At 59.9% G+C, this 14,202-nt stretch carries 13 protein-coding genes; all 13 read left to right on the top strand.

The genetic code is table 11. The features are described from left to right. Positions 1-368 precede the first annotated feature (368 nt). The 13 genes from HIJ39_RS17740 to HIJ39_RS17680 all read left to right on the top strand — a co-directional run bounded on the left by HIJ39_RS17740 (position 369) and on the right by HIJ39_RS17680 (position 14,112). Positions 369-644: a YciI family protein gene (locus tag HIJ39_RS17740; RefSeq protein WP_169102059.1), complete on the top strand. Its 276-nt coding sequence runs from the start codon at positions 369-371 to the stop codon at positions 642-644. Position 645: 1 nt separating this feature from the next. Continuing rightward, positions 646-1,773 (top strand): glycerate kinase family protein, encoded by a 1,128-nt coding sequence (locus HIJ39_RS17735; RefSeq protein WP_169102057.1) that lies wholly within the window; start codon positions 646-648, stop codon positions 1,771-1,773. Continuing rightward, entirely contained in the window at positions 1,760-2,509 is a 750-nt protein-coding gene (locus HIJ39_RS17730) for an HpcH/HpaI aldolase family protein (protein WP_169102055.1), read from the top strand. The genes HIJ39_RS17735 and HIJ39_RS17730 overlap by 14 nt, the downstream gene beginning before the upstream one ends. Continuing rightward, positions 2,502-4,988, top strand: a complete 2,487-nt coding sequence (locus HIJ39_RS17725; protein WP_169102053.1) for an FAD-binding oxidoreductase — start codon at positions 2,502-2,504, stop codon at positions 4,986-4,988. Before HIJ39_RS17730 ends, HIJ39_RS17725 begins: the two co-directional genes overlap by 8 nt. Before the next feature lie 2 nt (positions 4,989-4,990). Next, on the top strand, positions 4,991-5,716 hold the full coding sequence (locus HIJ39_RS17720) for an SDR family oxidoreductase (protein ID WP_169102051.1): 726 nt from the start codon (positions 4,991-4,993) through the stop codon (positions 5,714-5,716). A 169-nt stretch (positions 5,717-5,885) separates the two neighbouring features. Further along, the gene (locus tag HIJ39_RS17715) at positions 5,886-7,061 is read left to right on the top strand and encodes an NAD(P)/FAD-dependent oxidoreductase (RefSeq protein ID WP_169102049.1); all 1,176 of its coding nucleotides are present in this window, start codon (positions 5,886-5,888) and stop codon (positions 7,059-7,061) included. Positions 7,062-7,164: 103 nt separating this feature from the next. Next, the gene (gene ald / locus HIJ39_RS17710; protein ID WP_169102047.1) at positions 7,165-8,283 is read left to right on the top strand and encodes an alanine dehydrogenase; all 1,119 of its coding nucleotides are present in this window, start codon (positions 7,165-7,167) and stop codon (positions 8,281-8,283) included. A gap of 106 nt (positions 8,284-8,389) precedes the next feature. Further along, positions 8,390-9,265 (top strand): site-specific tyrosine recombinase XerD, encoded by an 876-nt coding sequence (xerD, locus tag HIJ39_RS17705; protein ID WP_243239795.1) that lies wholly within the window; start codon positions 8,390-8,392, stop codon positions 9,263-9,265. Between the two features lie 27 nt (positions 9,266-9,292). After that, the gene (locus tag HIJ39_RS17700) at positions 9,293-10,474 is read left to right on the top strand and encodes a phosphopentomutase (protein ID WP_169102043.1); all 1,182 of its coding nucleotides are present in this window, start codon (positions 9,293-9,295) and stop codon (positions 10,472-10,474) included. Beyond that, positions 10,467-11,747, top strand: a complete 1,281-nt coding sequence (locus tag HIJ39_RS17695) for a thymidine phosphorylase (RefSeq protein ID WP_169102041.1) — start codon at positions 10,467-10,469, stop codon at positions 11,745-11,747. The genes HIJ39_RS17700 and HIJ39_RS17695 overlap by 8 nt, the downstream gene beginning before the upstream one ends. Before the next feature lie 56 nt (positions 11,748-11,803). Next, positions 11,804-12,964: a D-alanyl-D-alanine carboxypeptidase family protein gene (locus HIJ39_RS17690; protein ID WP_243239794.1), complete on the top strand. Its 1,161-nt coding sequence runs from the start codon at positions 11,804-11,806 to the stop codon at positions 12,962-12,964. A 23-nt stretch (positions 12,965-12,987) separates the two neighbouring features. Next, the gene (locus HIJ39_RS17685) at positions 12,988-13,683 is read left to right on the top strand and encodes a TraR/DksA C4-type zinc finger protein (RefSeq protein ID WP_169102039.1); all 696 of its coding nucleotides are present in this window, start codon (positions 12,988-12,990) and stop codon (positions 13,681-13,683) included. 84 nt (positions 13,684-13,767) lie between these two features. Then, a complete protein-coding gene (locus tag HIJ39_RS17680) occupies positions 13,768-14,112 on the top strand; it encodes an STAS domain-containing protein (protein ID WP_169102038.1) in 345 nt (114 codons plus the stop codon). Positions 14,113-14,202: the final 90 nt, after the last annotated feature.

Raw genomic sequence — 14,202 nt, 5'->3', positions numbered from 1 at the left:
AGTGTAGGAAAATCGCAGCGTCCAATGCGTCAAACCCGCGCGCCGTGCGGGTTCGGATTAAATGAAAAGGCTCCTAGTGAAGCGCCGTTACCTGAACCATTCTTCAAGAAAATTGGCAAATGCTCAATCTTGGAGAGGGGGGCTCAGAGGGGATCTCCCCGGCTCACCCGTGCACACCCGTCTCAAACGCTCCGAACCTCCAAAGTTCTCCGGATACGCCCCGTATCCTGCCCAACTCATCCGGGTGGCCGGTGCGGTCCAGGCTACGCGTGGGATTCCACCAGCTTGGCCTAGGGCTGGACCGGCAGGATTTTGTTGCGGACTATCGAACCCTCTTTACGACGCAAAAATGTTCTGGGGGGATTCCTATGTATTATGTGGCGACATTGATCATCGTGGATTCCGAGAAAAATAGAACATCCAGACCTCAGCACCTTGCCTATATTTCCGATCTCTATGAACGGGGACACGTGTTGATGGGCGGGCCCTTTGAGGACGGCAGCGGCGGAATGGTGATCTATCAAAACGTCGACCAGGAAACGGCGGAGCGTCTAGCGCATCACGATCCGGCCGTCACCTCCGGGGCTCGGACGGTCAGTCTGCGGCCTTGGCGACGTCTCGACTTGCCCATTAGGCAGGCCTAGCATGTCTCGGGTGGTCGTGGCGCTTGACGCCTTTAAGGGGGCGCTAGATCAGGCGAAGGCCTGCCAGGCGGTGGCCGAGGGTCTCCAGACAGAGTGGCCGGCCCTGGCGGTGGATATTTGTCCGTTGGCTGACGGCGGCGAGGGCACCGGCGCCGTTTTTGTGGCGGAGGGTGCAAAGGCGCGTGTCACCACCGTTGTTGATGCGTACGGCCGTCCGCGTGAGGCCCGCTGGTACCAGTGGGGATCTATCGCTCTCATCGAGGCTAGCGAAGGGTCCCCATACCTTCCTCAACATCGCCGGCCCGGCCATCCTCGGTCCAGCACCAGTTTTGGGACCGGAGCGCTAATCCGGACGGCGCTCGAGACCAAAGAGGTGTCTGAGGTCTGGGTAGCGTTGGGGGGAACGGGCTCAGTGGACGGAGGTATTGGACTTCTGGCGGCGCTGGGGGCACGCTTTGAGGATGTGCAGCACCGCATGCTTGAGCCCAAGGTGGACAATTGGGACACGATCCAACAGGCGTCGCTTCCCCGATTAGCCAAACCCGTGACCGCGTTGGTGGACGTACTGGTGCCGCTTTTGGGCCCGAGCGGAGCACTGGAAGGATTTGGCCCGCAAAAGGGGTTGTCGCTGTCGGAAGCCCGGGCCTGGACGCCCAGCCTCAGACATTTTGCCCAAGCGGTGGATAGCCAGGCGCTGGAGACCCCCGGGGCTGGGGCGGCCGGTGGCATGGGATTTGCACTGGCGGCGTTGGGGGCCCGGATCGCCTCGGGGGCGGAGTTTGTCGCGGAAAAGGTCGGCCTCCGGGAGCGGCTAAGAGCGGCTGACTGGGTGGTAACTGGAGAGGGACGGATGGACGAACAATCGTTGATGGGCAAAGTGGTGGCGGTGGTTTTGGCGGAAGCCAAGCGAGCTCGGATTCCGGCTATCGCGGTGGCCGGCCAAATTCCCTGGGATTTGTCCCGCTTTTATGAATCCGGGTTGGCCTGGGCGGAACCCATCACCACCCAGCCTATCGCCCTCGAGGAGGCCATAGCCCAAACAGGAGATGCGCTCCGGGCGGCAGGCGCCCGCGTGGCCCGCATAATGCAGATGATCGCTGAAGGAGAGAAGGGTCATGTTCAGGGATAGGGTGAGGGTTGGTCCCGACCCGTTATATGGACTGTTTGTCTCCGGGCCAGCGGGTGATCCGGTGGAAATGGCCGGATCCCTAGGCTATGACTACGTGGTGCTGGACGGGGAGCATGGAGCGGTCGAAACCACGCTGTATCACGTCATCCGTCGGGCCCGGCTGGCGGGTGTGAGCGCGTTAGTGCGGGTTCCGCGCACCAAACGGGAAAGCGTGGCGCAAGTGCTGGACTACGGGGCCACCGGCGTTCTTATTCCGGGGGTGCGGGCGGACGAAGAGATTCGGGCGGCCGTGACGGCGGTGCGCTATCCCCCGGAGGGACAACGGGGGCTGGCATTTTCAGTCGCTGCGGCTCAGTACGGCCTCGAGTCCGCGCAGGAATATCTGGAGCGCGCCAGACGGGAGACTGTCGTGCTCGTGCAGATAGAAACCCAGGAAACCCTCCATCACCTTTCGCAATGGGCCCGGCTTCCGGGAATTGACGGATTTTTCGTGGGCCCCACGGATCTCTCGATGGAACTCGGCGAGGAGGGTCAGCCCGGGCCCCGATTTATGGCCGCCATGACGCGTATTCGCGATATCCTGGGAGACGCGGGCAAGCCGTGGGGGATTTTTGCCCCCAATGTCAAGGATGGGCGCCGTTGGGCGGAGGCAGGGGCCCGGCTACTGGCAACCGCGGACGTAATCCTCTTGCGTCAGGGACTCGACGGTTGGAAGGAGGGGGTCCAGCATGGCTAGCTATCAGCTGCGCCAGACAATGGATCGCTCGGCGCTGACGAGCCGCTTTCCTCGGCTTGACGAACAGCGCCGACAGGAGTTGGCGAAACGGTTTGCCGACGCCTTGGGAACGGAACGGGTGATTTTTGATCGCGACCAATTGCTGGCTTACAGCTACGACGCAACTGGTGAGCGACATTGGCCCGATGTGGTGGTGATGCCGGACAGCGCTCAGCACGTAGCTTCGGTAGTAAAAATCGCTCATGCTTTTCAAGTTCCCATCATAGGCCGGGGCGCGTCCACGAATCTTAGCGGCGGAACCACCCCGTTGGTGGGCGGCGTGGTCGTGTCGTTTACCCGCATGCGCGCCATTTTGGATATTGATATCCAGTCGCGGACGGTGCGGGTGCAACCGGGGGTAGTGAATGCCGAACTGCAAGCGGCTTTAGCGCATCATGGGTTTTTTTACCCCCCCGATCCGTCCAGCCACCGCATCTCCACCATTGGCGGCAATGTGGCGGAAAACTCAGGAGGTCCGCACTGCGTCAAGTATGGAGTCACCACCCATCACGTAGTTAGTCTTGAGGCGTGTTTGAGCGATGGATCACTGGTCGCTCTCCCCCCAGTGGGACTTGCGTCCGATTTAGACCTGGCGAGTGTCGTGATTGGGTCAGAAGGCACCTTGGCCCTTGTGACACAAGCTCTGTTATCCATCCAGCCGTTGCCAGAAAGTACCCAAACCTTATTGATTAGCTTTCGCGATGTGGCCGACGCGACCAAAACAGTCAGCGCCTTGGTGGCGGCGGGGCTAACCCCCGCGTGCCTCGAGTTGATGGATCGCGACTCGATTCGTATTGTCGAAGATTTTGTTCACGCCGGCTATCCCACGGGAGCGGGCGCCGTCTTGCTGATCGAATTGGACGGCTCACCGTCGGGCGTAGAGGCCGACGCCCGCCTGGTTCGGGCAGTAGCGGAACGGATAGGGTGCCTGAGCGTGCAAGCCGCAACGGATGCGCGGATGGCCGCCGAGCTGTGGCGGGGACGGCGATCCCATTATGGGGCGGCGGCGCGTTTAGCACCGCATCTTTGGGTTCAAGACGTGACGGTGCCCCGGCCCCAGCTGGCGGCGATGATGGACCGGGTGTTGGCTATTGGCGAGCAGCAGGGGTTGACGATTGTGACCGCCGCGCACGCTGGTGATGGCAATCTTCATCCCAGCATTCCGTTTGATCCCGAAGACCCGAGCCAGGTGGCCCGGCTGAAGGCGGCCGACCACGCCATCTTGGCCGCCTGTGTGGAATTTGGGGGCGCGATAACCGGAGAGCACGGGATTGGCATCGACAAGGCAGAACACTTGCCTCTTATGTACAATGCGGATGAGTTGGCGGTCATGGGCGAAGTGAAACGAGCGTTTGATCCCGAGGGCTTGCTGAATCCGCTGAAGGCATTGTGGCCTCCCGAGGATGGTCTCAATCCTCCGAGACTAGAACGCTCAGCCATCTCGCTAACCCCGCGAACCACTGATGAGGTGCGGGCCTTGATACTTGATACGGCACCGGATAGCCCCTTGCGATTTGTCGGCCAGTCACGGCGCAGCGTGGCGAAGCCCGACGGGACACAATTGGTAGACATGCGCGGACTGGACCAGATCTACGATTTAGACCGCGACAATCTCTCCGTTGAGGTGGGAGCCGGGATTTCAGCCGGCACCTTGGCCCGCCTCTTGCACGCGGAAGGGTTGGATCTCCCGACCATTGAGCCCTTTATGGATGAGACCGTGGGAGGGCTGGTGGCCAGCAACGCCAAGGCTTGGCGGTGGTCGGTGGGGGGTGGATGGCGCAACTGGCTTTTGGCCGCCGAATGGGTCGACGGGCGCGGGCGGGTGTTGCGGTTTGGTCGAAAGACCATGAAAAACGTGGCGGGTTATGACTTGGCAAAGTTGACGGTGGGCTCGAGGGGCACGATTGGCGCCCTCACGCGGCTGACGTTGAAACTCCGTCCTCGTCCCACCAACATGACCGTCGCCGTAAGCGAACCGATGACGCTTCCGGCTGCCCAACTGGCTCAAGAGCGCCTACTAGCCCATCCTCAGCGCCCCGGCGGCCTGTTGCTGGTGCACCTGGGCACGTCCGATGCGTGGCGGCTCTGGGCGGTCTTCGAGGGCCGGGCGGCCAGCGAAAAGTCTTGGATCTCCACCGTGCTTGAGACCGGCGTAGAGTTTGAAGAGGGGTATGACGCATGGCTCTCCCGGGAAAAAGACCGGCTGCACACCCTCTATCGCGCGATTCAGGATCGGAGATATCGGCAGGGGCCGCTGATCGACGTGAATATTGGCGCGCTGGCCCATGAGGCGGTCTTTGTTTGTCCGGGGGCTGGGTGGTATGAGATGATGGGAGATGATGGAAATGCGGTGGTACCTCAAACGGCTGCAATTGCCGCATTGACGGCACGCGTCCGGGCAGTGTTTGATCCGCTGGGACGATTCGTGGGGGAGGGATAAAAATGGACTTAGAGCTCAAGGACAAGGTGATCTTGGTCATGGGGGCCAGCCGTGGGCTGGGACGCGCCGTCGCCGAGGTGGTCGGGGCCGAGGGAGCGCGTGTCATTGGAACCAGTCGCCAGCCTGGACTCGACCTGGTGCTGGACACGGGCGACTTGGGTTCCTGCCAAGCGGCGGTCGAGGCCCTTAAGGGTGAGCAGCTGGATGGCATCTTTATCAATACGGGAGGACCGCGTCCGGGGGACTTCCGCGACCTCAGTGATGAGGATTGGCAGGAGGCCTTTGTCAAACTGCTGCAAGGACCATTGCATGTCGTACGTGGCCTTCTCCCTCGCGTGAAGGCCGATGGGGCCCTGTTGTTCAATACCTCATCCTCGATTCAGACCCCGATTGCGCACCTGCTGTTGTCCAACGTCTTCCGGGCGGGTATTTACGCGTTGGTCAAAACCTTGGTGGATGAATTGAGCCCTCGGCAAATCCGCGTCAATGCCATTGTTCCCGGGCGCATCGAGACTGAACGGGTGCGGGAGCTGGATCAGAACAGTGCCCGGATACAGAATGAATCGGTGGATGTGGTTGTTCAGCGCATGACGGGACGTATTCCCTTGGGGCGCTATGGCCGTGCCGAGGAGTTTGGCCGCCTAGCGGCATTTTTGTTGTCCCCGACCGCCTCTTACATTAATGGAACGGCTGTTTGGGTGGACGGCGGACAAAATCGCAGTCTCTAGCGGCGAGACCCCTGGACGTCCGACCGCGGCGCTAGGGTTAGGAGGCCTGGCGATGGTGCCTAGATGGCGGTCGCATGGCTCGAATTTCCGGGCGTATGCTGAGGTGTTAGGGGACCAGGGCCCGGTTTCGAGGGCCCTATCAACGGATTGATTGAAAGGAGAGAGCAGGATGAAACAGTATCCCTACATCATTGTCGGAGGGGGTATGACCGCCGATGCGGCCGTCAATGGGATTCGGCGCCGGGACCGGGATGGAGAGATTCTCATTATTTCGGATGAGCCGTTTCCTCCCTATCAGCGCCCGCCACTGTCCAAAAAGCTTTGGCTGGGCATGCGCATGGAGGAGACCTGGCTTCCCGGCTGGCAAAGGCAGCGGGGCGTTACGCTGCTCTTAGGCTCAGCGGTTGCCGCTATCGATGCCGAGGCGCGCACCGTTGTATTGTGGACGGGCGCCGCATATGAGTACGGCCAGTTGCTGCTCGCCACCGGCGGCCGTCCCCGTACCCTTGATAGTGGCGGCTCTCGGGTGTTTTATCCCGGGAATATGGTCGAACATATCCGCTTATTTCAAACCCTCCAAGAACCGACGGAGGTCCTAGTTGTGGGGGGCGGATTTATTGGGTCGGAAATGACGGCCGTGTTATCCTCCGCGGGGCATTCGGTTACCTGGTTAATGGCGGAAAGAGAGCCTTTTATCGACTTCTTGCCAGACACGCTTCGATCCCGGGTTCTTCAGGAATATCATGCCCACGGGGTCGCCCTTCATGGCGGCCAACAGGTGACCGGCTTTGAAACGGCAGACTCCGAGGTGGTGGCAGTGACGGAGTCGGGACAACGCTTCCAGGGAAGCGTCGCCGTTGCGGGACTGGGATTTATCCCCAATGATGAACTTGCCCGGCCGTTGGGACTAACCGCCGAGAAAGGCGGCGTGAAGGTCGATGCGCTTTTGCGAACTGCCCAGGACGGAATCTGGGCGGCCGGGGATGTCAGTGTTCTGGGGGCGGAGGGCGCGTTGATGATGCACGAAGACCACGCGGTGACCCAGGGGCGCCGTGCTGGGGAGAATATGGCCGGGGCAGCCAAGCCGTACGACCACCTGCCCTTCTATTACTCCGACATTTATGATTTTGGCTACGAGGCCATCGGGGAGTGTCGGCTGACCCTAGATGTGGTAGAAGACTGGGTTGTTCCAGGCGAGGAAGGCGTGGTGTATTACCTGATGGACGGCCAAGTTCGCGGCGTCTTGAATTGGAACGTGTGGGACGGGGTACCCAAGGCGCGGGATCTTATCCAAAGCGGCCAGCGTTGGTCAAAAGGCGAGCTTATTGGACAAATCCGAAATTAAGGCAACTAGGCCGATTTTTTTCGCCCGTTGAGATTTTTGTCGTCTGATGCGCTATGGTTAGATCGACCCGAGACCGGGAACTTACATGAGAGGACAGATTAATATGGTTATCGGCGTTCCCAAAGAGATTAAAACAGATGAGAATCGCGTGGCCCTTACGCCGGCAGGCGCTCTAGCGCTGACCCGCGACGGCCACACGGTGCTCGTGGAGCGCGGAGCCGGCGTTGGAAGCGGATTTACGGATAAACAATATCAATCGGCCGGTGCCACCGTCATTCCCGACTCTGCGGAGGTATGGGGAAAGTCACAAATGGTGATGAAGGTCAAGGAACCGTTGGTGGAAGAATACCGGTATTTCCGGTCCGATTTGGTACTCTTTACATATCTGCATTTGGCTCCGGAGCGCGAATTGACCGACGCGTTGCTAGAGTCCGGCATTACCGCAGTGGCGTATGAGACGGTTCAGAAAGCTGACCGCTCGCTGCCGCTTCTGACCCCCATGAGCGAGGTGGCGGGGCGGATGGCCACGCAAATTGGGGCCCAATTCCTGGAAAAGGCCTATGGAGGGCGGGGCGTATTATTGGGCGGCGTCCCAGGCGTGCTGCCTGGCCGGGTGGTGGTGGTCGGAGGCGGGATTGTGGGGACGAATGCGGCCCGTATCGCCCTTGGACTGGGCGCTGAGGTCACCATCATCGATATCAATGCCGACCGGCTGCGGCAGTTGGACGATCTCTTTCAAGGGCGCATCCGCACCTTGATGTCTAACGAATACAACATTGCCGAAGCGGTTCGAACGGCTGATTTACTGGTAGGCGCGGTCCTGATTCCGGGAGCCCGGGCCCCGCATTTAGTTAGCGAAGAGATGGTCAAAAGCATGCCGAACGGTTCTGTCATTGTTGACGTGGCGATTGACCAAGGCGGATCTATCGCCACCATTGATCGGGTAACCACCCATTCGCACCCGACCTACGAGAAATATGGCGTCATTCACTATGCGGTAGCGAATATGCCCGGAGCTGTGGCACGGACCTCGACGTTGGCGCTCACCAATGTCACGCTACCTTATGCACGGCTTTTGGCTGCCCATGGGGCAGAGGATGCGCTGCGGCGCGACCCTGCTTTGGCACGCGGCCTGAATATCTATAAGGGACGGGTCACATTCGAAGCAGTAGCGGAGGCCCACCATCTGCCCTACGTCGCGCCAGACGCCGTGTTGGCCTAAGACTTATTCAAACTGCGCTCCCGCGATGGGGAGCGCTTTTTTATTTGGGGAGAGGAAATGGACGGTAATTGGCGAACTCTTTTGTCCGAAGGGAGCAGGGACGGCATTGGACACCTGGATAGAAGACTTTTTATACTTTCTCCAATATGAGCGGCGGTTGTCGGCCAACACCTTAAGTGCCTATCGACAGGACCTCCAAGACTATGCGCGGTTTGCCGCCACCCAGGCGGGCGCGCCCACCCGAGAAGTGGTGGTCGGCTACCTGGATCATTTGCGTAAGCAGGGCCGGTCATCGGCGACACGGGCGCGACGACTCTCTGCCCTGAAGAGTTTCTATGCCTTTTTGGAACGCGAAGAGATTTTGCCGGAGAATCCTACCGATTATTTGGATGCGCCCAAGGGGGAACGGCGGCTTCCCAGCGTTCTTAGCCTTGAGCAGGTGGTGCGGCTCATTGAAGCGCCAGACGTCAGCACGCCGCTTGGAATTCGTGACCGGGCCATGCTTGAGCTAATGTACGCGGCGGGACTTCGAGTGAGCGAGTTGTGCCGCCTGACGGTGAACGACTGGTGGGGTGATCCGCCCCGGGTCCGCTGTCTCGGGAAGGGTTCGAAAGAACGGTATGTGCCCATCGGGAGCATGGCGCTGCAATGGCTGCAACGCTACCTCAACGAGGTTCGCCCCCACATTGCCGGTAACAATTCCAATGCGGTGCTGTTTTTGAATCGGCGGGGATCACCCCTGTCTCGTCAGGCGTTTTGGAAGCTCATCAAGGATTATGGGCAGCGGGCGGGCATTACCAGCCATTTAACGCCCCACACCATTCGTCATTCCTTTGCCACTCACCTCATCGAGAATGGCGCCGATCTCCGTGCTGTACAAGAAATGTTGGGCCACCAAGATATTTCCACCACCCAAATTTATACCCACGTGAGTCGGTCACGTTTGCGTCCGGTTTACGATCAGGCTCATCCCAGGGCATAATAGCGCTGAACAAGGGGAGGCGAATCGATGCAAGTTGTACTTATCGTGATTGACTCCGGAGGCATTGGCGCCGCCCCGGATGCTGAGCGCTTTGGCGATACGGGAGCCAATACCATCACGCACGCGTTGGAAGCCGTGGGAGGGGCGGATTTGCCTCATTTGGCAGCGATGGGCCTTGACCGTTTGACGCCGCTTCCGGGAACCAGACCTGCCGAACTAGCCGGGGCGGCCGTGAAGGTCGCGCCCAGGGCGAACGGCAAGGATACCTTGGCCGGTCATTGGGAGATGATGGGGCTCGTCGTTGATCAGCCATTTCCCACCTATCCTGATGGCTTTCCAATGGATGTGGTGAAGGCGCTGACGGCCGCCTTTGGTCGGCCCATTTTGGGCAATCGTGCCGCATCGGGGACGGAAATCATTGCCGAATTAGGGGCGGAGCATATGGCCAGCGGCAAGCCTATTGTCTACACGTCGGCCGACTCGGTCCTGCAGATTGCGGCCCATGAGGAGGTCGTGCCGGTTGCGACCCTCTATCAGTGGTGTGAGGCAGCCCGGCAGGTGATGCAAGGGCCGAACCGGGTCGGCCGCATCATTGCCCGACCCTTCATCGGCACCCCGGGCCATTTTGAGCGAACCCCCAATCGGCATGACTATGCGGTGGAACCATGGCAGGACACCATGGTCGATCGGATGCAGGACGCGGGCATCGAGACGGTCGCGGTGGGAAAGATCGGGGATATCTTCTCGCTGCACGGATTTGACCAACATCTAAAGACGGTTAGCAATCGGGATGGGTTGGAGAAGACTCGCGATCTATTGGATGAGCCCGCCTTTGACCGGTTTATCTTCACCAACTTGGTTCAATTTGACTCGCACTATGGCCATCGCCGCGATCCGATGGGCTATGTGCGGGCTCTTCAGGAGTTGGATCGAATGCTGCCGGAAATCTGGGCGCGTCTGGGAGACGAGGACCAATTGTGGATTACGGCGGACCACGGGTGCGACCCGACCTTTCGGGGAACCGACCATACACGGGAGTGGGTGCCGTGGCTGACCTATGGGGCGCAGATTCCTAGCCGTATCGATGTTCCGCGTCATACCCTGGCCGATATGGCGGCGACCCTGGCGGGTCTGTGGCAGTTGACGCCCCTAGGACCGGGGCATCCGTGGCGGTTGCTTTTGCGTCATGAGGAGGGTCCCCATGATTGAGGTCATTGAGGCGGCTCGCGACCGCAAACCGCTTCCTGCCGAAAAGATCCGGGAGTTTGTGCAGGCGGTGGTCGGAGGCCGGGTGCCGGACTATCAAATCGCTGCCTGGCTGATGGCGGTATATTTAAACGGGCTTGACGAGGCCTCCGTATTTGCATTGACGGCGGCCATGGCGGACGAGGGAACCACGCCGCCCCGGATGCGGGGACGGGTCGATAAACATTCAACCGGCGGGGTGGGTGACAAGACCACGTTAATTTTAGCCCCTTTAGTCTCCTCGCTGGGAATTCCGCTGTTGAAGATGTCGGGACGCGGGCTGGGGCACACCGGCGGGACCTTGGACAAATTGGAGGCTATCCCGGGTTTCCGCGTGACACTGGACGATCAGGAACTAGCCCGCCAGATGGATGAAATTGGCGTCGCCGTAGTCGCCCAAAGCGCGTGGTTGGCGCCTTGCGACGGGATCTTCTACGCGCTCCGCGATGTGACGGGGACGGTGGACAGCCTGCCCCTCATTGCGTCGTCCATTATGTCTAAGAAAATGGCGGGCGGCGCCCCCAATCTGGTTTTAGATGTCAAAGTCGGATCTGGGGCGCTCATGAAGGATCACACGCGAGCCCGCCAACTGGCTGAGCTCATGTTGCGCATCGGCGCCAGTCGCGGCATTCGCGTGACAGCCCTCTTGACCAATATGGACCAGCCCTTAGGTCAGGCCGTGGGCAACGCCGTTGAGGTGATGGAGGCGCTTGCTTGTCTGTCGGGACAGGGTCCGGAGGATTTGCGCGAGGAAGTGCTGACGCTTGCCTCCCACATGGTTAGTCTCGCCCAGATGGTGGCGCCGGACGAGGCCCGATTGCGTGTGGAGAAAGCCCTGGACGGGGGACAAGCGTTGGAGCAATGGCAACGTTGGGTGCGGGCGCAGGGCGGTGATTGGCTGGCGGCGGAGCGCGGGTTGCCGTTGGCCTCCTCAGTTCCCGTAACCTTGGGCCGTCGGGGGGTTGTGGCGCAAATTGACACGGAGGCGATTGGACGGGCGGCCCAATGGCTAGGCGCGGGGCGGCAACGCAAGGACGATCGCATCGACCCGTCGGTGGGGATTCGGTGGTATGCGCGCCTGGGACAATCTGTGGAGGCCGATGAACCCGTTTGTGAGGTTCTCGCGCCTCCCGGCATCCGGCGCGATCAGGCCATGGAGATGCTCCGCCAAGCCGTGGCCTTTGGCTCGCCCCGGGCACGGTCTCAAGCCGTCTTAGATATTGTATCGCATGCATGAATGCTGGAGGCTTCGCTGATACTACCCTCAAATTTGCGAAAGGTTGGGGAGTCATCATGCGAAGCCTCAAATTACTCGTCGCCCTCATGATGGGAGTCATGGCGGCGCCGTTTTTGTTTTCCTCGCTCTCGGAGGCGGAGACGACGCCGGTTCCTCCGGTGAGCGCCAAGGCGGTGGAGTTGGTAGATGGCCTGTCGGGCAAGGTGTTGTACCAAAAAAATGCTTATGAACGCCTGCCAATGGCTAGCGTCACCAAGCTAATGACACTTTACCTGGCCACACGGGCGGTGGAACAGAAAAAAATCCACTTGAACGAACTGGTGCCTGTGTCAGAGGAAGCCTATCACGTCAACGGTTCCCAAATCTGGCTGGAGCCTGGCGAGCGGCTAAGCGTGGATCATCTGCTGAAAGCCGTTGCCATTGGATCCGCCAACGACGCCGCCTATGCTTTAGGCGAGTATATTGCCGGGTCGCCGGAGGCGTTTGTCGCCGACATGAACCAAACCGCCCGCCGGCTAGGAATGGTCTCCACCCATTTCACTAATCCGCATGGATTGCACGAACCCGATCACTACACGACGGCTCACGACTTGGCACTGTTGGCGGAGCAGGCGGTCCGCCAACCCTTACTGCTTCATTATACCTCCATGTGGGAAGACCGTAGCGTGCGTAATGGCAAGGGAGGTACGTTGTGGCTGATTAATCACAATCGCTTGTTGCGACAATATCCAGGCATGGACGGCCTGAAGACGGGCTATACCAGTCAAGCCGGCTTTTGCATGGTGGCGACCGCCAAGCGGGACCACACCCGCATGATTGCGGTGGTTTTGGGAGCCCCCAGTTCCAAAGCCCGTTTCCAAGATGCGGCCAGTCTCCTGACCTGGGGCTTCCAACACTATCAGTCGGTCTCGGTTGCTACTAAGGGCCAGGTCCTAAAGGAGATTGCCGTCCGCCGCGGAACGGCCAAGACGGTTCCGGGCATAGTCGCCCAAGACAAGTATCTCACCCTGCTGCGCAATGAAGGGGGCATTGAACGCACGGTGAAGCTACCGCAAAGTTTGGAGGCACCGGTGAGCAAGGGACAGGTCATTGGCCATCTGGTTGCGCGCCAAAAAGGGCGAGAAGTGGCCCGGGTTCCCATTGTTGCCGGCAAAAGTGTGATGCGGGCCACATGGCTTGGCAGTGCCTGGCGGTACCTCTGGAAAATAGCGGGGTAGCAGGAAGGTTGGGAGTCAAGAAGGTGGAAGGTGAAGAAGGAGGGATGGTTGTGGGGGAGATGGATTTGGCGGAACGACGAGCCTGGCTTCGAAAAATGCGGGGAGTGATTCGGGAGCGCTTCGCGGAAAGCGAAACAGAGTCGGTGCATGCACTGTCTGCCTATGACAACCACCCTGCAGATTTGGCCACCGACACGTTTCACCGCGAACTGGATGTAGGCTTGACGGTAGGATTAAACCGACGCTTGGGTCAGATTGACCGGGCCGAGGAAAAGTTGGACGAAGGCACGTACGGGATTTGTGATCGATGCGGGAGGCCCATCGGCCAGGCCCGATTGGACGCGATGCCGGATGCCATCTACTGCGTGAATTGCCAACGGGAAATGGTGGCGGGATACCAGGGGCCGCCATCGGAAGCGGAGGTGGTACCCTTTCCCTTCGGAGACCGTCGGGATATCCATCGAGACGTGGTCGAGCCGGATGGAGAGGATATCTGGCAAAGCGTCGCGCAATGGGGCAATTCCGACACGCCATCCGACACTCCGCCGGCGATAGACTATCAGGAGACATTTGTGAGCTTTTTCGAACCCGTCGGCTACGTTCAGGATGTGGAATCGATTGTCGATGAGAATGGCGACGTGCTGTATGACGCGCTTCGGCAAAAGGCGATTCGCGGCGGCGATTCCACGGACGCAGAATCCGACCAATATCCTGATTAGGGGCGACCACGAGTCGCCTTTTTTTTTGCCCAAGGACGTGTATGATGGGGTCAGGAAGCGCTGGAAATTTCTAGGGGGTTCTTCATGACCATTGTACACACCGTTCAGGGCCAGACAATTCGTGTGGCCATTAAGGGCGATCTCGACCTTAAGACCGCCGACCCGCTCCGCGATGCCTTGGACAAGCTGATTGATCGCTACCGGGAGAAAAATCTCACGGTGGATCTATCAGATGTCGACTTTGTCGACAGTTCGGGTTTGGGCGTGATTTTGGGCCGCTACCGGCGTCTGGCCGCCCAGTCGCGCACCATCGCGCTGGTGGGCGTCAAACCGTCGGTGAAAGCGGTGTTGGAGTTGGCCGGCATCGATTCAATTATGCCGGTCTCCGATTGGACCCGAAGTCATCCCGAAACCGCTACGCCCAATTAAAGGGACTCTTTCTTAAAGGAGACACGCATGCCCCTGCAGGGCACTCACACACATGAAAAAAGGGCGTCGGCACGGGGAGTATGATGAGGG

The sequence above is a fragment of the Sulfobacillus harzensis genome, from assembly GCF_012933365.1.
Lineage (GTDB): Bacteria > Bacillota > Sulfobacillia > Sulfobacillales > Sulfobacillaceae > Sulfobacillus_B > Sulfobacillus_B harzensis.
Note: the sequence above shows the minus strand (reverse complement) of the source record. Positions and strands in the feature narration are given on the sequence as shown.

Excerpts from the sequence above, each read along its gene's own strand:
- HIJ39_RS17730 (WP_169102055.1), top strand. The coding sequence starts at position 1,760 with ATGTTCAGGGATAGGGTGAGGGTTGGTCCCGACCCGTTATATGGACTG.
- HIJ39_RS17700 (WP_169102043.1), top strand. The coding sequence starts at position 9,293 with ATGCAAGTTGTACTTATCGTGATTGACTCCGGAGGCATTGGCGCCGCC.
- HIJ39_RS17720 (WP_169102051.1), top strand. The coding sequence starts at position 4,991 with ATGGACTTAGAGCTCAAGGACAAGGTGATCTTGGTCATGGGGGCCAGC.
- HIJ39_RS17690 (WP_243239794.1), top strand. The coding sequence starts at position 11,804 with ATGCGAAGCCTCAAATTACTCGTCGCCCTCATGATGGGAGTCATGGCG.
- HIJ39_RS17735 (WP_169102057.1), top strand. The coding sequence starts at position 646 with ATGTCTCGGGTGGTCGTGGCGCTTGACGCCTTTAAGGGGGCGCTAGAT.
- HIJ39_RS17740 (WP_169102059.1), top strand. The coding sequence starts at position 369 with ATGTATTATGTGGCGACATTGATCATCGTGGATTCCGAGAAAAATAGA.
- HIJ39_RS17725 (WP_169102053.1), top strand. The coding sequence starts at position 2,502 with ATGGCTAGCTATCAGCTGCGCCAGACAATGGATCGCTCGGCGCTGACG.
- HIJ39_RS17715 (WP_169102049.1), top strand. The coding sequence starts at position 5,886 with ATGAAACAGTATCCCTACATCATTGTCGGAGGGGGTATGACCGCCGAT.
- ald (WP_169102047.1), top strand. The coding sequence starts at position 7,165 with ATGGTTATCGGCGTTCCCAAAGAGATTAAAACAGATGAGAATCGCGTG.
- HIJ39_RS17695 (WP_169102041.1), top strand. The coding sequence starts at position 10,467 with ATGATTGAGGTCATTGAGGCGGCTCGCGACCGCAAACCGCTTCCTGCC.
- HIJ39_RS17680 (WP_169102038.1), top strand. The coding sequence starts at position 13,768 with ATGACCATTGTACACACCGTTCAGGGCCAGACAATTCGTGTGGCCATT.